Source organism: Mycobacterium sp. 1245801.1 (assembly GCF_001673055.1).
Lineage (GTDB): Bacteria > Actinomycetota > Actinomycetes > Mycobacteriales > Mycobacteriaceae > Mycobacterium > Mycobacterium europaeum_A.
In genome coordinates, this window is record NZ_LZKY01000065.1 from 1 (window position 1) to 23,737 (window position 23,737).

Sequence of the window (23,737 nt, forward strand, 5' to 3'; positions counted from 1 at the left end):
ATCGCCGGAGTCGTCGGCGGCGCACCCAACCCGTACATCTGGCCGGAGAACCTGCCGCGGGTGAACGCGCGCGGCGGGCCGGGCGGCGCTCCTGGCTGCTGGCAGAAGGTCACCCGCGATCTGTGGCCGGCGCCCGAGCTGATCATGGACACCGGCAACAGCATCGCGCCCTACAACCACCTGGACACCGGATCGCCCTATGCCATCGAATACGTCTGGGGCCGCCAGGTCGGCGACAACACCATCAACCCGTAAAGCGGACGCCGGCGTCGTGAGAACGCCGTTAGGGCAACGCTTTCGGCCTGTGTCAGGCCTGGGTGGTCGCCGGCGGCCGGGCGCTGGATTTCACGTCCCGGCCCGCGCCGGCCGACATCGAGGCGGCCTCGCCGCGAGCCAACCCGACCGTCGCGACGATCACCACAACCAGCGTGGCCGCCAGCACAAACCATTCCCAGCCGCCGGCTGCCAACGTCTCGCGGAGCACGATGATGCCCAGGATCCCGCCCACCACCGGCTTCGCCACGATGATCGTCGGCAGCGACGCGGTGAGCGCGCCGGCTCGGTACGCCGATTGGTGATAGACCATTCCCGCCGCCCCGCAGAACACCAGCGCGTACAGCTCGAATGACACCCACACCTGACCCGGGTGGTGCTCCAGGATGTCCACCACGCCCTTCATCAGCACGGCGAACACCGCCAGCAACGTGCCGGCGACGGCTGCCAACAGCAGCGCCGCGACCGGGCGATCCGCCCAGATCCGCGCGCCCACGAGCCCGAGCAACAGCAGCGGGCCGATCACCACCGCGACCACGATCCAGATGTGTAGCGGCGCCCGCTGCTGGCCGCCGGTCGGGTCCCCGACCGCGATCAGCACCGCCAACGCCACCGCCAGCACCAGCGCCCAGGTCCACTCCCGGCGGGTGATCCGGTTACCGGTCATCCGCGAATAGATCGGGAGGGCGAACAGCAGGGCCGTGACCTGCAACGACATCACCAGCAACACCGAGCCCTTGTCGAGCGCGGCGGCCAGCAGCACGTAACTGCCGATGTCCCCCAAACCGCCCAGCCACCAACGCTTGTCGCGCAGCAACATGCCGAACAACGTCAGGTGGCCCACCCGTTTGTCGGTGACCTCCTGCGCGGAACGCTGCCGCACCACGTTGCCGATCGCGGACGCCAGCGCGGCACACAGGGCGATAATGGCCGCCAGATGCGCGTCCGACATGGCATTACCTCCTGGCTGGGTGCGATGGCGCTACCCATCCAATCTAGCCACCACCCGGACGACCGGCGCGTCGAAGGTCACCGGGCCAGCGAACACGGCGTCAGAGCGGGAACTTCGTCCCGGTGAGCCGCTCGGACAGTTCCCACAGCGCGCTCGCGGTGTCCGCGCGCTTTGCCGGCCAGTTCCGCCACGTGGGCTGGGTGCGGCCGTACAGCCCGAACCGCGGCCCGACGAAGGTGTCGCCCGGCAAATCCTGCGAGACCGCGTACAGCGTCTGGCGGGCGCCGAAGTCGGCGTCGGTGGACACGATCCGGTCGACGGCCAGCACCGCCGCGTCGCCCAGTTTCCGGCCGGAGTTGCCCTGCAGATTCGTGTGCGACCAGCCGGGGTGGGCGGCCAGGGCCCGCAGCGCTGTGGGGACGCCGTCCAGCCGCCGCTGCAGCTCCTTGGTGAACAACAGGTTGGCCAGCTTCGATTGGCTGTAGGCCAGCCAGGCCGAATACGGCCGGGACTGAAAGTTCAGGTCCTTGAGGCTGATGTAGCCGAAGTGGTGCATCAGCGAGGACACCGTCACCACGCGGTCGGTCAACTTGGGCAACAGCAGGTTGGTCAAGGCGAAGTGGCCGAGGTGGTTGGTGCCGATCTGACCCTCGAACCCGTCGACGGTCACCGCGTGCTTGGTGGCCATGATGCCGGCGTTGTTGATCAGGACGTCGACCTTGTCGACGCCCTCGGCAAAGCGCCGCACCGAGGACAGGTCCTGCAGGTCGAGCTGACGCACCTCGGCTGTCCCGGTCGCGGGACCGGTTGCCGAACCGGTCATGCGAGCGGCGGCCGCGTGGCCCTTGTCGGTGTTGCGGACTGCCAGGATGACGTGGCCACCCACCCGGAGCAATTCGCGGGCGGTGATCTCGCCCAGCCCGGCGTTGGCCCCGGTGATGACGATGGTCCGTCCGGCGAACGAGGGCAGCTGTGCTGCGGTCCAATCGGCCATGGCAGCCACCCTAACTTCGCACTTGCGACCCCGGCCGGTGGGCCGACGGGCCGTGCGGCGGCGGGCGGGAGCGATGTCGGTCACCCGCCGCGCCCAGGTATCGTGCCTGGGATGACCAGCGAAACCCCACCTGCCGCGGGGATCGCCGGATGCATCTAGGCGTCATCGTCAATCCGAAAGCGCGGAAAAATCGCTCCGCTTCCCGCGATCGCATCGCCGAACTGCGTCGCATCGTCGGCCCCTGGGGCGAGGTGCACGAGACCAACTCGATCGAGGAGCTGTGCGACACCATCGCGCAGCTGGCGCCGCGGGTCACCCACCTGGTGGGCGACGGCGGCGACGGCGCACTGCACTGGTTGATCAACGAGATCGAGCACTGCATCGGCGATCCGCAACGCTGGCCCGCGTTCGTCCCGACCAACGGCGGCAGCGTCAACGCCGTCGCCCGCAAGGCCCGGGTGCGCGGGCGGCCCGAGGCGATCATCCGTGCGCTGACCGCGGCCGCCGAAAACGATCGGCCCCCGCCCGAGGTGGAGCTGGACACGTTGGTGCTCGACGGCGCCACCGCCGACGGCGCGGCGTTTCATCGGCTCTGCTTCGGGCTGGCCGCCGGCGGCGTCGGAAACCGTTTCTACGACCGGTATTACGACTCTCCCGATCACGGCCGGCTGGCCGTCGCGCGGGTGATCGCTCGCAGCTTCGGCGACTACATCACCTCCAAGGTCGCCCCCAGCCGAGTGAAGACGCCGAACTATGCGTCCATCCTGTTCACCCCGACGCAAGCGCGCGTGGTGATCGACGGCGACGAGGTCCCGTCGCGCACGCACAGCCTGCTGCACGCCGGCGCGATCGACCTGCGCATCGGCGGCCCACTTCGGTTGTTCCCCAAGGCTTCCGAGCCCGGTGCGCTGCATTTTCAGGCCGGATACCTGCGGCCGTCCAGGATCGTCGCGCAGCTTCCGACGGCCCTGACCAACGGCATGCTCCGCGGCGCCGGGCTACGCGATGTCAACGGCCGTGAGATGGTCATCGAGGCCGAGGACGAACCGCTGTCGCCCATCATCGACGGGGAGCGCTTTTTGGGCATCGTCAAACTGGTGGTCCGGCCAGGCCCGCGTATCCGCATCGCCCGGCCCGCCTAGCCCGGCACGCAGGCCGTTCGGCGGGCGGTCGCCGTGGTGGGCTCTGCAGCGCGAATCGAATTGCGTTTTTCGATTTGCAATTTCGCCATTGGGCGTGACGAAGATAATATTGTTGTGACCGTGCGTCCGATCGGCGGCGCAATCGAATTCCGTGAATTCGTAGATACGTAGTTCAGTATCTCAGGTGGTCGAACCGGCGTAACGCCAGCTCGCATGCCACTGAGATACTGAAGTCCGTATGCGCGGAGATCAGCATTAGTGCATTTAATTCTGCCATTTAAGTTTCACCTGTGAATGTGGTGTGCGACGGCCCTTAATGCCTATCTACGCTTTGCTCAGGACGGCCTCACGGCGCTACATTAGTCTTTATATTCACGACGGAAGTCGTTCTCGGGCTAAGCCAACCTGGAAGGGGGATCACTCCTACGATGGAGACGCTGATCGATTACCTGCAGATGTGGGAAGCGCAGAGGCCGGACCAAACCCTCTTCCGGTTCGTCGATGCCGACGGCCGCGAACTCGAGCACTACACCTACCAGGCCTTCGCCGAACGCACCCGCGAGCTGGCCGCCTACCTGTCCACAGAGGCCGGCCTCAAGTCCGGCGATCGTGCGCTGCTGGTCTACCCACCCGGTCTGGAAATGATCGCCGCGCTGTATGCGTGCGCGCGCATCGGGGTCATCGCCGTTCCGGTCAGCCCGCCCTTGCCGATGTCCTTCGATTCCGGACTGGCCAAGCTCAGCTTCATCGCGCGCGATTGCCAGGCGACTGCGGTGCTGTCGACGAAGCAGTTCGAGTACGACTTCCGCCTGCTGCTCGGCCAGCGCCGCGGGCAGGGCGTCTGGACGGACGAGTCCGACGCCGGCCTGCCGGACCTGCCCTGGTTCGCCACCGACGGTGCCCAGGACTTCGGCGGCGCCCCGGTCGCGGACACGCCCGGCGAGGTGCTCTTCCTGCAGTACACGTCCGGGTCGACCAGCAATCCCAAGGGTGTGATCGTCACCCACGCCAACGTCATCGCCAATGGCTCCGCCTTCACCGGCGACGTGGTACTGGCCTCGTGGCTGCCGCAGCATCACGACATGGGCCTGATCTCGGCCTACATGTTCATCGTGCTGCTGGGCGGGTCCACCCACGCGATGTCGCCCCTGGACTTCCTCGCCCGGCCCTCGTCGTGGCTTCGGCTCATCAGCGACGTGCGCGCCACCCACACCCCGGGACCCAACTTCGCGCTCGAGTACTGCCTGCGCGAGGACAAGCTGCCCGCCGCGGAGCTGGCCGGCGTGGACCTGAGCAGCCTCGAATGCATCGTGGTGGGCGCAGAACCGCTGCGCGCCAACACCTTCGCTCGCTTCCGGCAGCGGTTCGCCGAGTACGGCCTGCGGCCCGAGGCGCTGACGGGCGCCTACGGCATGGCCGAATCAACCCTGATCGTGTCGATCCGCGGGCGCCAGACCATCGCGGTCAACAAGCGCGGGCTGGAGCGCAACGTCGCGCGCGTCGAAAAGGCGTTGCCGGAGAACAGCAACCAGGTCGCGTTGGTCAGCTGCGGCAAGCCCATCGAGGAGACGCTGGTCCGCATCGTCGATCCCGAATCGCGCCAGGCGCTGCCCGACGGGCGGGTCGGCGAGGTCTGGTTGGCCGGGCCCTCCAAGGGCGCCGGCTACTGGAACCGTCCGGAGCTCACCGCCGAGATGTTCGGCGCCCACATCGCCGGCGATGACGAACACACCTTCCTGCGCACCGGCGATCTCGGTTTCCTCTACGAGGGTGAGCTTTTCGTCTGCGGCCGCAGCAAGGACCTGATCATCGTCCGCGGCGTCAACTGCTACCCCTCCGACATCGAAGCCGTCGTCGAGCGCACGGCCGCGCACGTCCGGAGCGGCTGCGTCGCCGCCTTCGCGGTCGAGCACGACGAGTCCGAAGCGCTGATCGTCGTCGCCGAGGTGCGCGACGAGCACAACCTTCCGGACGCCAAGTCCGTGGCCCGCGCGATCCGCCGGCACTGCCACATCGATCCGCACGCGATCGTCTTCGCGCCGCCGCGCAGCATCCCCAAGACCACGTCGGGCAAGATCCGGCGCGCTTCGACGCGCCAGCTGTGGCTGGACGACGAGCTGCCCGCCTTCGCCACCTGGGTCAACCAATCCGCCAACCGGACACACGGCGAACTGGGTGCCGGCGCCGGTCCGCTGGAACGCTTCCGCAACCTCATCGAGAGTTACGACCTCACCGGAGACGAGGACTGCTCGTTCGCCGATCTCGGCATCGACTCGCTGGCGCTGGCCGAGCTCCGCACGGACCTGCAGGCCCTGCTGGAGGAGAACGGCGCGGGGGAGCTCGCCGAAGAGGTCAACACCCGGCTGCTCCAGCGGTTGACGGTGTCCGAATTCTTCGGCCTGATAAGGCAATTCGGCGAGGGCTCCGGCCAGCCGCTCGAGGCCCTGCGCGGGGCGCTGGACAAGATTGCCGCCGAGTACGAGGCCCACGAGGCCGCCCAGATGCGGGCCGACGCGGCGCTGCCGCTGCCGGAGTTGGCGCCGGCGCGGCCGGGCGAGCCCACCGACCTGTTGCTGACGGGCGCGACCGGATTCCTGGGGCCGTTCCTGGTGAGCAGCCTGCTGTCGCGGACCTCCTACACCGTGCACGCATTGGTGCGCGCCACCGACCCCGCGCACGGCCTGGACCGCATCGTCGCGTCGCTGCGGCGCGCCCAGCTGTGGACCCCGGCGCTGGAAGCCGATGTCCGCGCCCGGGTGCGCGTCGTCTGCGGCGACCTCGCCCAGTCCGCGCTGGGCATTGGCGAGGCGGCCTTCCAGCAACTGGCGAAGGACGTCGATGTCGTCGTGCACAACGGCGCGCTGGTCAACTACGTGCGCACCTACGACGCGCTGCGGCCAGCCAACGTGGAGGGCACCCGTGAACTGTTGCGGCTGGCGATGATCAACCACCGCAAGGCTTTCCACCTCGTCTCCAGCACGTTCATCTACGGCTGGAGCACCGAACCGGTGGTCGGGGAGTGGGACGCCAACGAGAAGATGGCCGGCCTGGACTTCGGCTACTCGCAGACCAAGTGGGTCGGCGAGCAGCTGGCGCTGGCCGCGCAGCGCAAGGGACTCGACGTCCGCATCTACCGGCCCTCGCTGATCTCGCCCACCCGGGCGGGCTTCGGCAGCCAGGACGACATCCTGGTGCGCCTGACGGCGTTCATGATCGAGCACGGGGTCGCCGTCAACGCGCTCAACCAGATCAGCCTGCTGCCGGCGGACTTGATCGCGGATCACATCGTCACGCTGATGGGCCTGCCGGACGAGTCGGGCAGCGTCTTCAACATGACCGCGGACGACTACTACAACCTCACCGACGTCACCCGCATCCTGTCCGAACGCTACGGGTATCGCTTTGAGTACCACGACATCCCGTCGTTCACCGAGCAGCTGAACCGCCGCTGCACGCCGAACGACCAGATGTATCCGCTGGTCGATTTCCTCACCCGGTCGGCGGACAAGATCGCGGCCATGCGCGACAAGCGCTACGACAATACCCAGTACCGTCATCGGCGGGGCCTGACCAAGGTCCGGCTGCGCGAGCCGGCCCTGACCGAGACGGTCGATCATCTGGTCCGGTTCTTGCGCAGCGAGCGTCTGATCACTGAGGTAGAGGACGACGCGCAACGCAGCGCCTAGCCGCACGACTTGGCGCAGGACGGAAAGGGGTGGCGAAGATGTTCACCGTCGATGACAAGGCAACGGGCCCGCATGACGCCTCGCTCGACCACGAGCGGATCGTCCTGCAGGCGCGTGACGTCGACTTCGACTGGTCGACGCTGCCGTTCTACTACGTGCCCAACGAACCGTTCACCACCCACTTCTGCAATGTGCTGCATTTGTTGCTGCCCGCGGGCGAGGAATTCATCGTCGACGCCTTCAAGGACACCTTGCCGCTGATCAAAGACGATCAATTGCGTCGCGATGTGCAGGGTTTCATCAGCCAGGAGGCCATGCACTCCCAGGCGCACGCGGGGGTGCTCGGACACTTCGCGGCCAGAGGCATCGACGTGACGCCGTTCACCGACCAAATGCGTTGGCTGTTCACCCAACTCATCGGTGACCGGCCGCGGTGGAGCAGCCGCCGCCGGCAGAGCTGGTTGCTCGAGCGGGTGTCGATGGTCGCCGCCCTCGAGCACTACACCGCGATCCTCGGCGAATGGATTCTCGACACCCCACAACACGACGCAATGGGCACCGACCCGGTGATGCTCGACCTGTTGCGCTGGCACGGCGCCGAGGAAGTCGAGCACAAGGCGGTCGCGTTCGACACCATGAAGCACCTGCGCGGCGGGTACTGGCGGCAGGTGCGCACGCAGCTGCTGATCACGCCGGCGCTGCTGTGGTTGTTCGTCCGCGGTGTGCGGTTCATGTACTCGGTCGATCCCTACCTGCCGCCCGGTACCAAGCCGCGCTGGCGCGACTACTTTCGCGCGGCGCGCCGCGGGTTGGTGCCCGGGCCGTTCCAGTTCCTCCGGGTCATCGGCGCCTACTACACACCGAGTTTTCATCCGTCACAGCTCGGCGGGGTCGGGCGCGCCGTCGACTACCTGGCCCGGTCGCCCGCGGCCCGGGCCTCGCACTGAAACGGCACTGACCATGACCACCGAAGTGGCCCCAACCACGGTCGCCGCCTCCGACGGCGTGCGACTGGCGGTGCACGCCTACACCGACATCGACCCGGGCCGTCCGACGGTCCTGGCCATCCACGGCTACCCGGATAACCACCACGTGTGGGACGGGGTCGCCGAGATCTTGGGCCGCCGCTTCAATGTCGTGGCCTACGATGTGCGCGGCGCCGGGGATTCGTCGAAGCCGGCCAGGCGGGCGGGATACCGCTTCGGCCAGCTGGTTTCGGACATCGACGCGGTGATCGACAGCCTCGGGGTCGACCAGGTTCATTTGCTGGCCCACGACTGGGGCTCGATTCAGGCCTGGGCGGCGGTCACCGACGACGCGGTGATGAACAAGGTTGCCTCGTTCACGTCGATCTCGGGCCCGCACCTGAACTACGCAGGCAGGTTCCTGCGGTCCCCGCGGTCGCCGCGCGGCGTCTTCGACGTCCTCAAGCAGGCCTTGGCCTCGAGCTACATCTGGTTCTTTCTGTGCCCCGGCGTGCCCGAGCTGGCGATCTGGTCGCGGGCGACCGTGGCGGTCTTTGCGGCGGTGGAACTCATCGGGCGGCCGCGGGGCGCCGGGCATCGGCGCGCCGCGACCAGCCGCTCCATCCGCGACTATCTCAACGGGCTCAACCTGTACCGCGCCAACATGCCCAAGCCGATGCTCGCGCCCGGAAAACGGTTGCCGCAGACCACCGTTGCGGTGCAGGTGCTCGTCGCCCGCCAGGATTACTTTGTATCGCCCGCCCTGCAACGGTTTACCGGTTCCATCCCGAGGGGCGGCAGGGTCGTCCCGATCGAGGGCGGCCACTGGGTGGTCAGCGCATACCCCGAGGTCATCGCCCGGCTCACCGGCGAGTGGGTTGACCTGATCGCCCAGTCCGCGGACCGTCGCGGCATCGGCCAGGCGTGAGGTTGATTGTGGCACAAAGCATCTGGGACAGCATTCCGGCCGACCTCTACGGCCGCCGCAAGCGTGATCGCATGTACACGGCGTTGTACGGGGTCGGCGCGCTGTTCGGCGGCCTGGCCTCGGCGTCGCGGTGGACGTCCTCGCGCGTGCAGCCCGTTCAGCGCACCACCACCGCGGTGGTGATCAACCGCGAGCTTCTGGCCCCCGACGTCGTCGCCCTGACGGTGGCCGACCCGGCCGGTGGGTTGTTGCCGTCCTGGACGCCCGGCGCGCACATCGACGTTCGGCTGCCATCGGGACGCCGCCGGCAGTACTCACTGTGTGGTTCGCCCGGCCGACGCACCGACTATCGCATCGCGGTGCGCCGCATCGCCGACGGCGGCGGCGGCTCGATCGAGATGCACGACACCTTCAAGGTGGGGGACAGGTTCGAGTTCGAGGGTCCCCGCAACGCGTTTTATCTCGTCACCGACGAGCGCGAGGTGCTATTCGTGATCGGCGGCATCGGGGTGACACCGATTTTGCCCATGATCCAGACGGCCCAGCAGCGCGGAATCAATTGGCGCGCCGTGTATGCCGGGCGCACCCGCGATTACATGCCGCTGCTGGACGAGGTGCTGGCCGTGGCGCCGGACCGGGTGACGGTGTGGGCCGACGACGAGCGGGGCCGGATCCCCACCGCGTCGGACTTGCTCGCCGGCGCCGGGCCGGCGACGGCCGTCTACGTGTGTGGTCCCACCGCCATGCTGGAGTCGGTGCGCACCGCCCGCAACGAACACGCGAACGCGCCGCTGCACTACGAACGTTTCGGCCCGCCGCCGGTGGTCGACGGGGTGCCCTTCGAGCTGGAACTGGCCCGCTCGCAGCGGGTGCTTCAGGTGCCGGCGAACCGGTCGGCGCTGGACGTGATGCTCGACCGCGATTCGACCACCGCGTACTCCTGCCAGCAGGGATTCTGCGGCACCTGCAAGGTCAAAGTGCTTGACGGGCAAGTCGATCGGCGCGGCCGCACCGCGGAAGGTGACGACGAGATGCTGGTCTGCGTCTCCCGCGCGAAATCCGGGCGCGTGAAAATAGACGCGTGATCGATGCCTGAAGTCAGCGCCGGGTGCCCGTCAGCACGCGTGCGGGCAGCCACGGGGCGCCATACCAATAGTTGATGCCAAGACCGCGGCAGTTGAGGTTGGTCATCGCGTCAGCGAGGACCCTGGCGTAGTCGGTGACGTGCATGATGTCGACCAGGACAAGCCTGCCGCCGGGTTTGAGGACCCTGGCCATCTCAGCCACCGCGCGGCGACGGTCAGCGGAGTTGGAGATGTTGTGCACCGCGAGCGCCGAGGTGACGACGTCGAAGGAGCCGTCGGGAAAGGGCAATTCGGTCATGTCTGCGGTGTGCAGCCGGATCCGATCCGCCACATCGTAGGCGCGGGCGTTTTCCCGCGTACGCGCGGGATCGTTGCCGGACTGGTCCCTGCTGCGCCATAGGTCGACACCCTCGGCTCGCCCGCGGGGGAGCCGCTTGGCGACGGCGATCAGCACCGCACCGCTGCCGCAGCCGACATCGAGTAGGCGCTCATCGCCATTCAATGCCAGCCGGTCCAGTTCCCGGCGCCACGCGACGTGTTTTCCGCGCAACGTGGTGTGCAGATACAGCGCCGCCTGAGCGAACAACGCCGCGGCGGGAGCACGCCACCAGCGACCGCGAGAGCGCGCCACGGCCAGCAGCGCTACGCCGCCCAGCGCGAATCCCGCCGGCCAATAGGGCGCCTCGATCCCGTATCTGGTGGTGAACGGTACGTCCATCCCGCCATCTGCCTTCCCGCGTCGACCCGTTCGGTTCTTCGCTTACCGTGTTCCGTGTCTTGCCGAGGTTTCCTGTTGCAGTCGGGTGAGCAGGGCGTCAGCGAACGCGTCGCAATGGGTCACGAAACCCACGTGTCCGCCCGGCATTTCGGCCACATCGCGGTCGAGCAGGCGGCCCAATCGACGGCTCACCTCGTGATTGGGATAGCCTCGGCATTCCCGCCCCACCGCGGGGACGATGCGATCGGCCCATGGGCGCAGGGCTTCGGTGTTCACCTGCGCCGAGGTGTACTCGCGAAGCTCACGCTCGAACCAGTAGACCGCGTTCGCCACCGCGTGCGGGGAGTTTGGATTTCTGGACCGCTGCATGACCGCGTGGTCTACCGCCGGAAACGTACGTTCGCGGAACAGTTTCAACGCCGGGTCCGTTCCCGCGCGCCGGTATACGTCATAGACGTAGGCGAAGAACTCGATCCATTGCCGGCCTTGCGGATGCAAGCACATGGCGGCCGGCTCGAACAACACGGCGGTATCGATCACGTCGGCGTGCTCGAGCAGGAGACGCAGCGCCACAACGGCTCCAGAACTGGTACCGAAGACGGTGGCCTCTCCGCCGCCCGCCACGTGCTCGATGAGGCGCCGCGCGTCCGTGGCGTCGGTGGACAATCGCCGTGAGTAATCTTGTGGGCCGGCAAGGCGACTGCGGCTAAAGCCCCGCCGGTCGTATGTCGCTACCCGATAGTGTGCGGACAATCTGTCGGCGAGCGGCTCAAAGACGCCCGCATCGCCGTTGGCGCCGGGAATCAGCAACATCGGCGGGCCGTCGCCGCGGGTCTCGTAATACAGCTGGGCCCCTTCGACTTCCAGCACGCTCATCGCGGCGCCTTGCCACGGTAGCCGCCCGATCTGTCGTCGGCAGAAAACGGCTGAGCTCGCAGTAGCGCCGCATGTCTGAACGTGATCTCGGTTCCTTCGGCGAGAAACCGCGCAATGGCGTTGAGCTGGTGCTCATCGAACTCCGACAACAGGGTCGCGAGATCGCCACGAAACGGCCCGAACACGTCGTGTACCTGTTGAAACCGCGCCTCGACCGGACGCAGGATTTGTTTGCGTCCGTCTTGCGGGTGCGGATCGCGGTGGAGGTAACCGGCCTTCTCCAGGCGCGCCACCACACCGGTGATCGCACCGGTGGTCAACCCGGTGGCCGCGGCGAGTTCGCTGCCCGTCATCGCGGATCGCTCACGCAGCAGATCAAGACACTTCGTGTCCGTGGGGCCAAGCCCTAACTTCTCGGCGACCGCGTGGTGGAAAAGCACTGCGGCCGTGCTGTATCGACGCGCGAGCGAGCCGAGCAGCAAGTCGACGAGACGGGCTCGCTTTGTCTTGACCGCCGTGGGCACTTGAGACCCCTTCCGACGCACCGGCAAAATTCGCTTAGATACTAAGCGATTTATTGAGCCATATGCAAGGCGTCGTGTTGCTGGTTCGCGGGCGTGACCGAGGCGCGTTCGTTGATCAATTCAGCGCCGCTACGTCATGCTTAGGCGATGCCGAAGAAATCGCTACCCGCGCCGGCGCGGCCGGAGACGGGCTCGGGGGAGCCGGTGCTGGGAACATGGCGGGCCGCCGCGCTGAGCATGGCCGTGATCGCGTCCGCGGCGTGGTACGGGCTGGGCGCCCTGGTGGGCGCGGTGGTGATGATTCCGGTGATCTACGCGCTGGCGCGGCTGCGCGGCCACGCGCCGCACGCGCGCAGCACCGCCGAGCTGATCGGCGCCGCCCTGGGCCCGAAAGTGGGGACGGCCGCGGGCATCGTTCAGTTGCTTGCCTACCTGGTGTTGGCCGCGGAGTTCGCGGCCACGCTCGGATTGCAACTGCTGCAGCTGCTTTGGCCAGATCAAGACCCCGTCAAGATCGTGTCGTGGCTGCCGGTCGGCGCCGCAGTCGTGGCGGTGGTGGTCGGTGCCGCCGCCTGTTGGGCGTCGACGCGCGTCGTGGCGACGCTGGCGCTGCCGCTCGTGCTCGCCGGCCTGCTCCTCTACGGCTGCCTCGCGGTGTCGGTGACCGCCCTCGTCGCGTTGAGCACCGACCCCGTCGTCATCGGGACGGCCGCAACACCGCGCCCGCTGTCCGGCCAGCTCGTCGGCTTCGGCCTGGGAATGGTGGGCGTCGAACTGCTCACCGTCCGCATCCCGCGCGTCGCCAGGCCGGGACGATCCATGTCGCTGGCCGTCGTGCTGGTGGCCGCGGTGGCGGTGGTGTTGTGGGTGGGCGATCACCAGGGCGTGATAGGCCCGTGGCGATGGAGCGCCAAGATGCTGGCCGAGGCGGTGCCCGAGTTCTATGCCGACGAGGGCCGGCGGTGGCTCGCGGTGGCCGGCCTCGCGTTGGCGGTGGCCGCCGCGTTGGTTTCCGCCTGGGCCGCGGTGCGCGCCGCCGCGGGCCTGGCGGTCATGCGCGGGGCGCCGGCCGGCGCGGGCCTGCGGCTGGCGGTCGTCGCCCTCGTCGCGTTGGTTGGCGCCGTCGTCTCGGCGCACGGCGCGCGCTGGATCGGCCTGGCGATCCTGGGCGCAGCACCCCTGCTGTTGATGGCACTGTATGTGTTTGTCACAGAGGCTAATTCGCGACTACCCGGGGACAGCGTGGTGGCCTGGTGGGTTCGGCTGGTGATGCCCGCCCTGGGCGTGGTGGCCGTGGTCAAACCGCTCGCCGACTCCGGGTTCGCCTCGGTGGAGGTGGCGACGGTGATCGCCGCCGCGATCGGGGTGGCTGCCGCGGGCGCCGCTGCGGTGCTGCTGGCGCGGCCGGGCGATCGCACCGCCGAATCTGAGTAGTCTTACGGATCCTCGCGGGTGGTGTGCTGCCGCAGTCTGATTGGCATGACCATCCCCAACAGCACGTCGAAAACCACCGCCGCCTTCTTCGTCCAGGCCGCCGTCGCGTTCGCGATCAGCTTCCTCGCCGCGCTCGGCGGGATCTACTTCCTGCCGCTTGACCCGTGGCCGCGATTGTTCCTCGGTGTTACCTTCCTGTTCCTGGTGTCGAGCGCGTTCACCCTGGCCAAGGTGATCCGCGACCAACAGGAGGCCGCGACCGTCCGGGTGCGACTCGATGAGGCCCGCATCGAAAAGCTGCTGGCCGACTACGACCCGCTCAACTCCGCGGGCTGAGTAGAACTACTCAGCGCCTACGCGTAGAAGTGCGCACGCCCGCGCCCGCGCCACCGGCGATGCTTTTCTCATCGCACGATTCCTGCTCCACCACAACGCTTCGGCGTTCACACCACAGAAGGGCAGTTCCGCTCCCATGACCACTCTTGTCAGGTTTCCCGACGTCGCCGAGGTGGCCGCGAGTACGCCGGCCGATCGTGATCGCGTCCTGGACGTCATCCGCATCACGTCGCTGGTCGGCGTGGTGCTCGGCCATACCGTGATGGCGGCCAGCATCATCCGCAACAACGTCCTGATCTGGGACAACCTGCTCACCACCTCGGCGCTGTTTCAGGCGATGACGTGGCTGCTGCAGATCATGCCGCTGTTCTTCTTCGCCGGCGCCGCGGCGTGCGTGTCCTCCTGGGCGCCGGGCACCAATTGGGGCGACTGGCTGATGAGGCGCTGCACCAGGCTGTTCCGGCCGGTGTTCTACTATCTGGCGTTCTGGGCAGTGACGCTGACCGTGCTGTATCGGGCGCTGCCGCAACACGTCTACGAGCCGATCGCCGGTGTCAGCACGCAGCTGCTGTGGTTTTTGGGGGCCTACGTTCTGGTGCTGGCCGCCATGCCGGTGCTGTACCGCATCACCACGGCCGGGCGCCTGGCCGCCGGGGTGGCGGCGGTCTTCGGGACGATCGCGCTGATCGACGTGATCCGCCTGCAGTGGCCGGCGCTGATGCCGCTGGGTTATCTGAACCTGGCCGTCTGGCTGATTCCCGCGATGTTCGGTGTGGCTTACCGGCGCCGGTTGCTCGGTGGCCGCGCCGCGCTGACCGTCGCCGCCGTCTTCCTCGCCGTCGATGTCGCGCTGGTGCACTGGGGACCGTATCAGATCAGCATGGTCGGCACCGGCGATCACCACCTGTCCAACACCAGCCCGCCGTCACTGCTGCTGGCCGGCCACGCAATCATCCTGAGCGCGTTGGCCATCGCGGCCGCACCGGCGATCGCGCGTTGGGCGCAGCGGCCGCGAGTGTGGTGGTGGACCGCCATCGGCAACTCGGGCGCGATGACCCTGTACCTGTGGCACATGCCGGTGCTGCTGGGTGTGCACCTGATCTTCGATTACCTTGGCTGCCCACGCTTTCCGGGCGCGCATGATTTCCTCGCCATCAGCCTCGCGCAGGTGCTCATCGTGGTCGTCACGGTGGCGGTGCTGTTCGTTGCGCTGCGGCCGCTGGAGAACAACCCGCTGTCCGGCTGGGACGGCGCGCCCGCGGTGACGTCACGGGGCCGGGGCGTGGCCGTCGGTGCCCTGCTGTGCGCGGCCGGCGTGGCGCTGCTCGCGGCGATCAGGTGGGGCCTCAAAGACGACGGGCTGGTGTGCATGGCCGTGGTGGTGACCGCACTGGTGAGCGCGCGAATCATGGCCCAGCACAAGGGCGCGGTACCGGTCGGCGGAGGCCACGCCGCGACGCGGTAGCCCAGAGGCGTCGGCCCGCGGGGCAAGTGCGGTTATCCGCCCGCCCCGCGGGTCACGGCTCTTCGTCCAGGCCGTGCTCAATGGCGTAGCGCGCCAGTTCCACCCGATTGGCGACCTGGAGCTTGCGGAAGGTCGCCTGCACATGGTTTTCCACCGTGCGGTGGCTCAACGACAGCCTCTCGGCGATCTGCTTGGCGGACAGTCCTTTTGCCACGTAGCGCAGCACCTCCGTTTCTCGTTCGGTGAGGCTGGGGCGGGCGGGCCCGTCGTCCTTGCTCTGCGCGATGCGCCGGTATTCGCCCAGCACCAGCCCGGCCAGGCTGGGGGTGAACACTGCGCGGCCGGCAGCGGTGGCCGTCACCGCCTGTGCCAGTTCGGCTTTCGAGGCGCTCTTGACCAGGTATCCCGTCGCACCGGCTTTGACCGCCTCCAGCACGTCATCGCGCTCGTCGGATGCCGACAGCACCAGCACCCGCGTCGACGGTGACACCGCGAGCACCGCGGCGGTCGCCTGCGCACCGTCGCCATCGGTCAGCTGCATGTCCATCACCACCACGTCGGGCTTGACCACGGCGGCCCGCCGCCCCGCGGCGGCCACGCCGTCGGCCGTGGCGACCACCGCGAAGCCCTCCTCGGCCAGGTCGCGGGCGACCGCGTCACGCCAGATCGGGTGGTCGTCGACGACCATCACGCTCGTCGGCGTCTCGTCATCCGCCATGGCGTTCCTTCCGGCGTGGCACGCACAACTCCCACTCGGTGCCCTCCCCTGGGGCGCTGTGCAATTCGGCGCTGCCGCCCAGCGCCGTCAGGCGTCCCACGATCGATTGGGCGATGCCCAGCCGTCCCTGACGAGACGCCTCCTCGAGTCGGCCGGCGGCAATCCCCACCCCGTCGTCGCGGACACTGACCACGACCGAATCGCCGAGGTCCTCCACCAGCACGTACGCGTGCGCCTCCGGACCGGCATGGGCGATGACGTTGTCCAGCGCGTTGCCCACCGCGGCGTCGAGTTCCGTTGCCGCCCAACGCCCCAGCGGCACCGGGGTGCCGGGCAGGCTGAACGAGAAGCGATCGGATTCCCGGCACCGCAGCAGTGAGCGCAGGTCGAGCGTCACCCCGTCGGCATCCGCCTCGATGTCCGTGCCCGCCAGCCAGCGCCGCAACGCGCGCTCCTGCTCGCTGGCCAGGTCGGCGAGTTCTGCTGTGGCGCCGCCGATCTCATGGCCCTTCTTGGCGACCAGCGCCAGCACCTGGATCGCTCCGTCGTGGACCTGCCGGGACAATCGGTCGCGTTCGGCCACCGCGGCGCTCAGTTGGGCCGCTCGTTGCAGCTCGGCGTGGGCGCGCCGTGCTGTCTGCGCGGCCATCCCGATCGCCATGCCGATCGCCAGTTCGATGATGACGGTGGCGTTGTGCCCGAGGTTGAGCGCGAGGTAATCCTTGACCGCGAAATTGGTGGCCATCACCGCCAGGCCCGTCAGCATTCCGCCGGCGGGGCCGAACTGGATGGCGGCGGAGATCGTGGGGTTGCTCGCCCACAACGTCGTCGGCCAGGTCTGGTTCTCGGCCGCCCAGTGCGGGCTCGCGACGAGACTGTTCGACCACATCAGCAGGACGACGACCACGAGCTCGGCCAGCACCCACGCCGGCCGGCGTCCGAAGCCGCGCAGGTAGGCGACCGCGCAGGCCGCGCTCCAGCCGATCAGCGCGCCGAAGAGCACCCAGCCCAGCACCGGCCGCATTAGATCCGGATTGATCGCGATTTGAAAGCCGGTGGCGTAGATGCAGCTCAGCAGCCGGAACACCTGGGCCGCGCGCCACAGGGGCGTGGTGGGATCGGGGCCGTGGTTCGCCATCGTCGTCAGCATAGGGGCGAAGGGCCCCGCGGCGGGGCGGCCACGGAGATTGGCCGAAAGTCCCTCGAGTTAGAGCCGTCCTGCCCTCGTGCTGTCGAGAACAACGCGTGATGGTGGATACCGGCAAGGCGCTAGGAGAGAAGGGGGACCATGGCATGAACGACCGCTTTCCGGACGCCGGGACGATCCGAACCGCCCTGACGCTGGCCTCACGCGCCCCGTCGGTGCACAACACCCAACCGTGGCGGTGGCGCGTCGACGCGACCAGCCTGCAGCTGCACGCCGACGCCGGCCGCCAGCTGCCCAACACCGACCCCGATGGCCGCGACTTGGTTCTGAGTTGCGGCACGGCGCTGCACCACTGCGTTGCGGCGTTCGCGGCGGTGGGGTGGCGGTCCAAGGTGTTGCGGCTGCCGAACGTTGCCGACCCGAATCACCTCGCCACGCTGCAGCTTTCGCCGTACCCCGCCGATTCCGTCGACATCGCACTGGCCGCGGCGATACCGCGGCGGCGCACCGATCGGCGTTATTACAGCTCCTGGCCGGTGCCCATGGGCGACATCGCGCTGATGGCGGCGCGGGCCGCGCGCACCGGCGTCACGATGTGTCAGGTGGAAGACATCGAGGCGCTGCACGGCATCGTCGCGCAGTCGGTCCGTGATCACCTGACCCAGGACTATCTCGTCGAGCTGGCGGCATGGAGTGGGCGCTACTTCTCGGTCGCCGGGGTGCCCGCGCGCAATGCGCCGATATCGGACCCGCAGGCCAAGATCCCGAGCCGGCTGTTCGCGGGTGCGGCGCTGCCGATGGCACCGGACTCGTCCCCGGCCGACGACAACGCGGTGGTGCTTGCGCTGGGCACCCGCCACGACGACCGGTTGGCCCAGCTCCGCGCCGGTGAGGCCACCAGCGCGGTGCTGCTCACCGCGACGTCAACCGGCCTGGCCAGTTGCCCGGTCACCGAACCGCTGGAGACGGCCGGCACCCGCGAGGCCGTACGCCGCGACATCTTCGGCGACAGCAACTACCCGCAGATGCTGCTCCGGGTGGGTTGGGCGCCGATCAACGCCGATCCGCTGCCGGCGACGCCGCGACGTGACCTCGACGACTTCGTCGAGTGGGCGAGCTGACCGCGGGCGCTAAACGTCACTCGGTGGTGATCCGAACTGGAACCTGCGGCCGGTGACACTTTCCGGCACGATGCGCACATAGTGCGTCTTCTCCGGCCTGGTCCACGGCAGCACCTGCGCGCGCTCGGCCTCCTCGAGTTCCTCCGGAGTGTGCAGCGAGCGCGCCTTGCCCCTGACGATCACGCTCCACGCCTCGGCGACGTTGTGGTCGTCGACTTCGAAGAGCACCCGATTGTTGATCGCGGAGCTGACCAGCTTGGTGCCCCCCGCGGTGCGGAACAGCACGGTTCGGCGCTGGACGACGTAGTTGACCGGGAAGATATCGGGCTGGCCGTCGGCGTAGGTGACCAGCCGCCCCAGCGCCGCGCTGCCCAGCAGTTCCCAGCACTCGTGCACCGGCAGGATGACGACTCCCTCATCGGTCATCGAAAGCTCCTTTCCGCGGGTGCGGTTGACGCCGCAATAGACCACGGCCGCAACACTATTGGCGCATCACCGGCCGGGGCGTCGGCCGAAGGTCCCGACCCGTGGGGACCAAAGTCGTTGAACCCGTTGCGTCCCGGCGGCTGCCTTCGAAATATGGGATATTGGGTGGGTCGGTCGCAATCTTTCCAGTTGCCAGACCGGCAGGAAAGGGCTCGCCATGGTCAAGGTGTTCCTGGTCGACGACCATGAGGTCGTCCGTCGCGGTCTTTCCGATCTACTCGCCTCCGATCCGGATCTCCAGATCGTCGGCGAGGCGGGCACGGTGGCCGAGGCGAAGGCGCGCATCCCGGCGTTGCAGCCCGACGTTGCCGTGCTCGACGTTCGGCTACCCGACGGCAACGGCATCGAACTGTGCCGCGACCTGGTGGCGGATCACCCCGACCTGCGCTGCCTGATGCTGACGTCGTTCACCTCCGATGAGGCGATGCTCGAGGCGATCCTGGCCGGCGCCAGCGGATTCGTGGTCAAGGACATCAAGGGCATGGAGCTGGCCCAGGCCATCAAAGAGGTGGGCGCCGGCAAATCGCTGCTCGACAACCGCGCCGCGGCCGCGCTGATGTCCAAGCTGCGCGGCACGACCGCGCGCAAGGACCCGCTGTCCGGATTGACCGAGCAAGAACGCACGCTGCTCGGACTGCTCAGCGAGGGACTGACCAACAGACAGATCGCCGCGCGCATGTTCCTCGCGGAGAAGACGGTGAAGAACTACGTATCCCGGTTATTGGCCAAGCTCGGCATGGAGCGCCGCACCCAGGCGGCGGTGTTCGCGTCGAAACTGAATCAGCGGTCCGGCCCACCGTCGAGTGCGCCGGACTGGTCGGGGTGAGCGGCGGCGAGAAGGGCTCGGCCTTCGCCGGACTCGGGCAGCGCGAGCTGGTCAGCCAGATGCACGCCCAGCTCGACGAGCTGCTGGCCTCGCGTGATCAGATGGAGCAGCTGCTGCGGGTCATCGTCGAGATCGGCGCGGGTCTCGATCTGGACGCCACGTTGCACCGGATCATCAGCGCGGCAAGGGAATTGACCTCCGCCCCCTATGGCGCGCTGGCGATCCGCGATCGCGAGGGCAACCTGATCTCGTTCGTCCACGAGGGCATTGACGTCGAGACGGTCCGGCGCATCGGGCACCTGCCGGTCGGCAAGGGCCTGTTGAGTTTGTCGCTGCTGGATACGCCCGCGCTGCGGATGGACGATCTGACCACGCACCACGCCGCCGTCGGCTTTCCCGAACACCATCCGCGGATGCGCGCCTTCCTCGCGGTCCCGATCACTATCCGCGACACCGTATTCGGCAACCTGTATCTCACCCACGTCGATCCGGCGCTGGTGTTCTCCGAGCCCGACGAGGTTGCCGCGCGGGCCTTGGCGTTCGGGGCCGCCGTCGCCATCGACAACGCACAGCTCTTCGAACGCGAGCGGACGTCGGTGAAGTGGATGGAGGCGAGCCGCGAGATCACCACCGCGCTGCTGGCGCGTCCCGAACCGCATCGGCGCCCCCTGCAACTGATCGCCGAACGCGCGCGTCTGCTGACCGAGGCCGAACAGGCGATCGTCCTGGTGCCGGCCGACGCCGACGCGTCCGACGACGAGGTCGACACGCTGGTGGTGTCCGCCGCGGTGGGGTTGCACGCCTCTGAGGTGCTCGGGCAGCGGGTTCCGGTGCACGGCTCCACCAGCGGCACGGTGTTCCGATCCGGGGAACCGTTGATCACCGAGGAGCTGCGCTACCCGATCCAGTCCTTCACCGACGTCGGGCAGCGTCCGGCGATCCTGATGCCGCTGCGCGCCCGCGACGAGGTCGTCGGGGTGATCGCCGTCGCCCGCGGCGCCGAGCAGCCGCCGTTCAACGAGAGCTATCTGGATCTGGTCAGTGACTTCGCCACCCACGCCGCGATCGCGCTGGTGCTGGCGTCGGCGCGCGAGGACGCCCGGCGGTTGAGCATTCTGGCCGAGCGGGAACGCATCGCGCACGACCTGCACGACCACGTCATCCAACGGCTCTTCGCGGCCGGGATGAATTTGCAGGGCACCCTGGCCCGGGCGCGTTCGCCGGAGGTGGCCGACCGGCTCAACCGCACGCTCGACGATCTGCAGACGATCATCGAGGAAATCCGCACCACGATCTTCGCGCTCAAATCCCCGGTGGCCGCCAGTGGTGATTTCCGGCAGCGCATCCAGCGGGTGGTGGCCGACCTGACGGGAAACCGTGATGTCCGCACGACCCTGCGCATCGACGGGCCGATGAGCGCCGTAAGCGCCGAGCTGGCCGATCACGCCGAAGCGGTCACCACCGAAGCCGTCAGCAACGCCCTTCGTCATTCGGGAGCGTCGCGGCTGACCGTCGAGATCAGCGTCGCGGACATGTTCATCCTCAACGTCATCGACGACGGATGCGGCATACCGGCCGGCAACACCCGATACAGCGGCCTGGCCAACATGAAGCGGCGCGCCGAGCAACTCGGCGGAAGCTGTGCGATCACCGGTGGGCCCGGGGGCGGTACCCGGGTGCACTGGGTCGCCCCGATGCTCGACCACTGAGCACCGAAAAGCCTTGGCTGCAACCGCTATTGGCGGTTACTTTGGACGCGTTCGTGCGCGGTCAACAGCAGATGGTCGAATTCCGACTGGGTGTTCAGCGGCAGGCCGGCGTTGCGGAAGTCGTGGGCGATCTGCTCGGCAAGCGGTCGCAGCTTGACGTTGGCTTCCTGCGACAACCACTTGAGCAACTCGAAAGCCGCGCTGTCGCTGATGCCGTAGATCAGCATCAGCATGCCTTTGGCTTGCTCGATGCCGGCCCGATTCTCGCTGATCTCAGCGACTTTCGCGCTCATGGCGTCCTCGCGCGCCTGTTCGTAGGGCGCGGAGACCTCGATGTAGAACCCGTGCGTTCCGATCACGTCACCGTCGTCGTCGAAGAGCCGGTCTCCGACGACGACGACGTGGTGCACCTTTCCCCGGGTATCGACGATCCGGTGGCGCGTGCTGAACGCCTGGCGGGTGTGGACGATTTGATCGATGGTGGCCGCGACGTTGCCGCGGTCCTCGGGATGCTTGTGGGACAGCACCAGTTCGGTGGTCGGGGTGATGCTGCCGGGCTCGTAGCCGTGCATGCGTTGCACTTGCTCGGACCATTCCCAGCGCTGGTCGGTGAAGTAGAACCGAAACCACCCCGCCGGTTGCGCGGCGCCGCCGCCCAACGCCTCTTCAACGTTGGCGGTTTGGCCGTCGAGTTCCCATTTCATCGTGTATCCGGTCGCCAGGAGCCGGGGGTGCGGCGGCCGCATGCCGGTGTGGGTACGGCCGCCGCCCGGCCCGCCGTCGGTCAGGCGTTGATGACCTCGCGTTCCGAGGCCTTGTCGTTGATCGCCTTGTGGCCGTCGCCGCGGCCGACCGTGATCTTGCGCGGCTTGGCCTTCTCGGCCACCGGGATGTGCAGGCGCAGAACGCCTTCGGAATAGGACGCCTCGATCTTGTCGGTATCGAGGTTTTCGCCGAGTACCAGCTGGCGGCTGAACACGCCGCGCGGCCGCTCGGTGGCCAGCATCTCGCGGTTGGGGTCGACGGCCGGTCGTTCGGCGCGCACCGTCACCACATTGCGCTCGATGTCGATGTCCAGCGAGTCGGCGTCGATGCCGGGCAGGTCGAACTCGACGACGAAGTTCTCGCCTTCGCGCCATGCATCCATCGGCATCACCGCCGGACGGGCGGCGGTACCGAGGACCTGGTGGGCGAAGCGGTCGAGCTCACGGAACGGGTCTGAACGCATCAGCATGGTGGTCACCTCTCACTCCAATCTAGGCTGTGGGTCGGCAATTTCCTATGTCCAATGACATAGATTTTGTATAGCACCGTCGACAGAAAGACGCAAGTATGCTAAACAGATTTTCTAAGCGGGAAGGTAAAGGGGAGGCGCGATGGTCGACTACCGCGGTAACGCGGATGCTCCGGCGTCCGACCATGGGGTGTATGGCATCTCGGTGGCCGCCGAATTGTCCGGGACTGCGGTGCAGACGCTGCGGCTTTACGAACGCTACGGCCTGATCGCGCCGTCGCGCAGCCAAGGCGGCACCCGCCGGTACAGCGCCGATGATCTGGCCAGGATCAAGCGCATCACAGCGCTGGTCGATTCCGGGGTCAACCTGGCCGGCGTCGCGCGCATCCTCGATCTCGAGGACCACAATGCCACGTTGTCGGCGGCCAATACCGATCTGCGGTCCACCAACCGCACATTGCGAGAGGCCGCGAAAACGGCGAAGCGCTCCGAGCCGGACACCGTCTGAGCCGTCGCCGATTGCAGCGGCCCAGGCCGGGTACCCGTCCCGCTATGCGTTCTAGGAGAAGCGATGGCTGAGTTGACGGAAACCGGTGCCCAGGTCGTCGATGGCGCACGCCAAGAAGCGGACGCCTACCGGGGCGACAACGACCGGCCGCTGGGGGGCTACCTGGCCGTCATGGCCGTCTACAGCACGGTGGTGGTCGCCGCGGTGCTGGCGGCGCTGGCCACCGGTCGCACGTTGCCCACCCGGTGGCGGGTCCAGGACCTGCTCATTCTCACCCTGGGCACCCACAAGCTGTCGCGAACCCTGACCAAGGACGCCGTGACGAGCCCGCTGCGCGCGCCGTTCACCCGCTACGCGGGCACCGGCGGCCCGGCCGAAGTCCAGGAAGAGGTCCGCGAGCAAAGCCCGCTGCGGCACAGCCTGGGAGAGTTGTTGACCTGCCCGTTCTGCCTGGACATGTGGGTGGCCACCGGATTTGCCATCGGCCTGGTGTTCGCGCCGCGGTTCACCCGGCTGGTCGCCGGCGTGTTCAGCGCGCTGGCGGGCGCGGACTTTCTTCAGCTCGCCTACGCGATGGCCCAGCAGTCGGCCGAGGGCTGAACCCCGAGAC

The 23,737-nt window shown here is 68.0% G+C and carries 23 protein-coding genes and 1 pseudogene; 14 read left to right on the forward strand and 10 right to left on the reverse strand.

The genetic code is table 11. From position 1 onward, the window contains the following. Positions 1–255, forward strand: a pseudogene (locus A5622_RS04110) (MCE family protein); the annotation flags it as partial. Between the two features lie 52 nt (positions 256–307). Here the strand turns inward: A5622_RS04110 and A5622_RS04115 are convergent. After that, positions 308–1,225 carry a DMT family transporter gene (locus A5622_RS04115; RefSeq protein ID WP_066876886.1) on the reverse strand — a complete coding sequence of 306 codons (918 nt, stop codon included), beginning with the start codon at positions 1,223–1,225 and terminating at the stop codon, positions 308–310. A gap of 100 nt (positions 1,226–1,325) precedes the next feature. After that, positions 1,326–2,219, reverse strand: a complete 894-nt coding sequence (locus tag A5622_RS04120) for an oxidoreductase (RefSeq protein ID WP_066871092.1) — start codon at positions 2,217–2,219, stop codon at positions 1,326–1,328. Between the two features lie 149 nt (positions 2,220–2,368). Between A5622_RS04120 and A5622_RS04125 the strand changes: the two genes are divergently transcribed. From A5622_RS04125 to A5622_RS04145, 5 genes are all read left to right on the forward strand, one after another. Continuing rightward, positions 2,369–3,361: a diacylglycerol kinase family protein gene (locus A5622_RS04125; RefSeq protein WP_066871089.1), complete on the forward strand. Its 993-nt coding sequence runs from the start codon at positions 2,369–2,371 to the stop codon at positions 3,359–3,361. Positions 3,362–3,789: 428 nt separating this feature from the next. After that, the gene (locus tag A5622_RS04130; RefSeq protein WP_066876888.1) at positions 3,790–7,047 is read left to right on the forward strand and encodes a thioester reductase domain-containing protein; all 3,258 of its coding nucleotides are present in this window, start codon (positions 3,790–3,792) and stop codon (positions 7,045–7,047) included. Positions 7,048–7,085: 38 nt separating this feature from the next. Beyond that, on the forward strand, positions 7,086–7,994 hold the full coding sequence (locus A5622_RS04135) for a metal-dependent hydrolase (RefSeq protein ID WP_066876919.1): 909 nt from the start codon (positions 7,086–7,088) through the stop codon (positions 7,992–7,994). 13 nt (positions 7,995–8,007) lie between these two features. After that, complete coding sequence (locus tag A5622_RS04140; protein WP_066876890.1) at positions 8,008–8,940, forward strand: alpha/beta fold hydrolase; 933 nt, start codon at positions 8,008–8,010, stop codon at positions 8,938–8,940. A gap of 2 nt (positions 8,941–8,942) precedes the next feature. Then, a complete protein-coding gene (locus A5622_RS04145; protein ID WP_066871077.1) occupies positions 8,943–10,025 on the forward strand; it encodes a PDR/VanB family oxidoreductase in 1,083 nt (360 codons plus the stop codon). A gap of 13 nt (positions 10,026–10,038) precedes the next feature. Here A5622_RS04145 and A5622_RS04150 read toward each other — a convergent pair whose 3' ends face one another. Genes A5622_RS04150 through A5622_RS04160 form a run of 3 tightly spaced genes read right to left on the reverse strand, consistent with a single transcriptional unit; the run spans position 10,039 to position 12,143 of the window. After that, the gene (locus A5622_RS04150; RefSeq protein ID WP_066876892.1) at positions 10,039–10,743 is read right to left on the reverse strand and encodes a class I SAM-dependent methyltransferase; all 705 of its coding nucleotides are present in this window, start codon (positions 10,741–10,743) and stop codon (positions 10,039–10,041) included. Between the two features lie 42 nt (positions 10,744–10,785). Then, positions 10,786–11,619, reverse strand: a complete 834-nt coding sequence (locus tag A5622_RS04155) for an alpha/beta fold hydrolase (protein ID WP_066876894.1) — start codon at positions 11,617–11,619, stop codon at positions 10,786–10,788. After that, positions 11,616–12,143, reverse strand: a complete 528-nt coding sequence (locus A5622_RS04160; protein WP_066871068.1) for a MarR family winged helix-turn-helix transcriptional regulator — start codon at positions 12,141–12,143, stop codon at positions 11,616–11,618. The genes A5622_RS04155 and A5622_RS04160 overlap by 4 nt, the downstream gene beginning before the upstream one ends. Before the next feature lie 147 nt (positions 12,144–12,290). On the opposite strand from A5622_RS04160, the gene A5622_RS04165 reads away from it, so the two are divergent. The 3 genes from A5622_RS04165 (at position 12,291) to A5622_RS04175 (ending at position 15,378) form a co-directional block, all read left to right on the forward strand. Next, positions 12,291–13,577 (forward strand): hypothetical protein, encoded by a 1,287-nt coding sequence (locus A5622_RS04165; RefSeq protein WP_066876896.1) that lies wholly within the window; start codon positions 12,291–12,293, stop codon positions 13,575–13,577. 45 nt (positions 13,578–13,622) lie between these two features. Continuing rightward, positions 13,623–13,913: a YiaA/YiaB family inner membrane protein gene (locus A5622_RS04170; RefSeq protein WP_066871062.1), complete on the forward strand. Its 291-nt coding sequence runs from the start codon at positions 13,623–13,625 to the stop codon at positions 13,911–13,913. Positions 13,914–14,049: 136 nt separating this feature from the next. Continuing rightward, positions 14,050–15,378, forward strand: coding sequence for an acyltransferase (locus tag A5622_RS04175; protein WP_066876898.1), 1,329 nt, complete (start codon positions 14,050–14,052; stop codon positions 15,376–15,378). Between the two features lie 52 nt (positions 15,379–15,430). Here A5622_RS04175 and A5622_RS04180 read toward each other — a convergent pair whose 3' ends face one another. Continuing rightward, positions 15,431–16,096 (reverse strand): response regulator transcription factor, encoded by a 666-nt coding sequence (locus A5622_RS04180; protein ID WP_066871056.1) that lies wholly within the window; start codon positions 16,094–16,096, stop codon positions 15,431–15,433. Further along, entirely contained in the window at positions 16,086–17,246 is a 1,161-nt protein-coding gene (gene macS / locus A5622_RS04185; RefSeq protein WP_066876905.1) for a MacS family sensor histidine kinase, read from the reverse strand. The genes A5622_RS04180 and macS overlap by 11 nt, the downstream gene beginning before the upstream one ends. 143 nt (positions 17,247–17,389) lie before the next feature. Here macS and A5622_RS04190 point away from each other — a divergent pair, with 143 nt between their 5' ends. Further along, positions 17,390–18,364 carry an NAD(P)H nitroreductase gene (locus tag A5622_RS04190; protein ID WP_066876906.1) on the forward strand — a complete coding sequence of 325 codons (975 nt, stop codon included), beginning with the start codon at positions 17,390–17,392 and terminating at the stop codon, positions 18,362–18,364. Between the two features lie 9 nt (positions 18,365–18,373). On the opposite strand, the gene A5622_RS04195 is transcribed toward A5622_RS04190, so the two are convergent. Next, positions 18,374–18,790 (reverse strand): pyridoxamine 5'-phosphate oxidase family protein, encoded by a 417-nt coding sequence (locus A5622_RS04195; RefSeq protein ID WP_066876921.1) that lies wholly within the window; start codon positions 18,788–18,790, stop codon positions 18,374–18,376. 217 nt (positions 18,791–19,007) lie between these two features. On the opposite strand from A5622_RS04195, the gene A5622_RS04200 reads away from it, so the two are divergent. Beyond that, positions 19,008–19,676: a response regulator transcription factor gene (locus tag A5622_RS04200; RefSeq protein WP_066876907.1), complete on the forward strand. Its 669-nt coding sequence runs from the start codon at positions 19,008–19,010 to the stop codon at positions 19,674–19,676. Positions 19,677–19,735: 59 nt separating this feature from the next. Further along, a complete protein-coding gene (locus tag A5622_RS04205; RefSeq protein ID WP_066876923.1) occupies positions 19,736–21,385 on the forward strand; it encodes a GAF domain-containing sensor histidine kinase in 1,650 nt (549 codons plus the stop codon). 26 nt (positions 21,386–21,411) lie between these two features. Here the strand turns inward: A5622_RS04205 and A5622_RS04210 are convergent, their stop codons facing one another. Together A5622_RS04210 and A5622_RS04215 are read right to left on the reverse strand one after the other, a co-directional pair. Next, a complete protein-coding gene (locus A5622_RS04210; RefSeq protein ID WP_066876926.1) occupies positions 21,412–22,089 on the reverse strand; it encodes a PAS and ANTAR domain-containing protein in 678 nt (225 codons plus the stop codon). An 80-nt stretch (positions 22,090–22,169) separates the two neighbouring features. Further along, the gene (locus A5622_RS04215) at positions 22,170–22,619 is read right to left on the reverse strand and encodes an Hsp20/alpha crystallin family protein (RefSeq protein ID WP_066871189.1); all 450 of its coding nucleotides are present in this window, start codon (positions 22,617–22,619) and stop codon (positions 22,170–22,172) included. 142 nt (positions 22,620–22,761) lie between these two features. Between A5622_RS04215 and A5622_RS04220 the strand changes: the two genes are divergently transcribed. After that, on the forward strand, positions 22,762–23,127 hold the full coding sequence (locus tag A5622_RS04220; RefSeq protein ID WP_066871047.1) for a helix-turn-helix transcriptional regulator: 366 nt from the start codon (positions 22,762–22,764) through the stop codon (positions 23,125–23,127). Between the two features lie 63 nt (positions 23,128–23,190). After that, on the forward strand, positions 23,191–23,727 hold the full coding sequence (locus tag A5622_RS04225; RefSeq protein ID WP_066876908.1) for a DUF1360 domain-containing protein: 537 nt from the start codon (positions 23,191–23,193) through the stop codon (positions 23,725–23,727). Positions 23,728–23,737 lie beyond the last annotated feature (10 nt).

Coding starts and splice junctions, on each gene's coding strand:
- macS (WP_066876905.1), bottom strand. CDS start 17,246: ATGCTGACGACGATGGCGAACCACGGCCCCGATCCCACCACGCCCCTG.
- A5622_RS04210 (WP_066876926.1), bottom strand. CDS start 22,089: ATGAAATGGGAACTCGACGGCCAAACCGCCAACGTTGAAGAGGCGTTG.
- A5622_RS04155 (WP_066876894.1), bottom strand. CDS start 11,619: ATGAGCGTGCTGGAAGTCGAAGGGGCCCAGCTGTATTACGAGACCCGC.
- A5622_RS04150 (WP_066876892.1), bottom strand. CDS start 10,743: ATGGACGTACCGTTCACCACCAGATACGGGATCGAGGCGCCCTATTGG.
- A5622_RS04140 (WP_066876890.1), top strand. CDS start 8,008: ATGACCACCGAAGTGGCCCCAACCACGGTCGCCGCCTCCGACGGCGTG.
- A5622_RS04130 (WP_066876888.1), top strand. CDS start 3,790: ATGGAGACGCTGATCGATTACCTGCAGATGTGGGAAGCGCAGAGGCCG.
- A5622_RS04225 (WP_066876908.1), top strand. CDS start 23,191: ATGGCTGAGTTGACGGAAACCGGTGCCCAGGTCGTCGATGGCGCACGC.
- A5622_RS04115 (WP_066876886.1), bottom strand. CDS start 1,225: ATGTCGGACGCGCATCTGGCGGCCATTATCGCCCTGTGTGCCGCGCTG.
- A5622_RS04135 (WP_066876919.1), top strand. CDS start 7,086: ATGTTCACCGTCGATGACAAGGCAACGGGCCCGCATGACGCCTCGCTC.
- A5622_RS04175 (WP_066876898.1), top strand. CDS start 14,050: ATGACCACTCTTGTCAGGTTTCCCGACGTCGCCGAGGTGGCCGCGAGT.
- A5622_RS04195 (WP_066876921.1), bottom strand. CDS start 18,790: ATGACCGATGAGGGAGTCGTCATCCTGCCGGTGCACGAGTGCTGGGAA.
- A5622_RS04190 (WP_066876906.1), top strand. CDS start 17,390: ATGAACGACCGCTTTCCGGACGCCGGGACGATCCGAACCGCCCTGACG.
- A5622_RS04165 (WP_066876896.1), top strand. CDS start 12,291: ATGCCGAAGAAATCGCTACCCGCGCCGGCGCGGCCGGAGACGGGCTCG.
- A5622_RS04180 (WP_066871056.1), bottom strand. CDS start 16,096: ATGGCGGATGACGAGACGCCGACGAGCGTGATGGTCGTCGACGACCAC.
- A5622_RS04120 (WP_066871092.1), bottom strand. CDS start 2,219: ATGGCCGATTGGACCGCAGCACAGCTGCCCTCGTTCGCCGGACGGACC.
- A5622_RS04215 (WP_066871189.1), bottom strand. CDS start 22,619: ATGCTGATGCGTTCAGACCCGTTCCGTGAGCTCGACCGCTTCGCCCAC.
- A5622_RS04125 (WP_066871089.1), top strand. CDS start 2,369: ATGCATCTAGGCGTCATCGTCAATCCGAAAGCGCGGAAAAATCGCTCC.
- A5622_RS04200 (WP_066876907.1), top strand. CDS start 19,008: ATGGTCAAGGTGTTCCTGGTCGACGACCATGAGGTCGTCCGTCGCGGT.
- A5622_RS04170 (WP_066871062.1), top strand. CDS start 13,623: ATGACCATCCCCAACAGCACGTCGAAAACCACCGCCGCCTTCTTCGTC.
- A5622_RS04205 (WP_066876923.1), top strand. CDS start 19,736: ATGCACGCCCAGCTCGACGAGCTGCTGGCCTCGCGTGATCAGATGGAG.
- A5622_RS04220 (WP_066871047.1), top strand. CDS start 22,762: ATGGTCGACTACCGCGGTAACGCGGATGCTCCGGCGTCCGACCATGGG.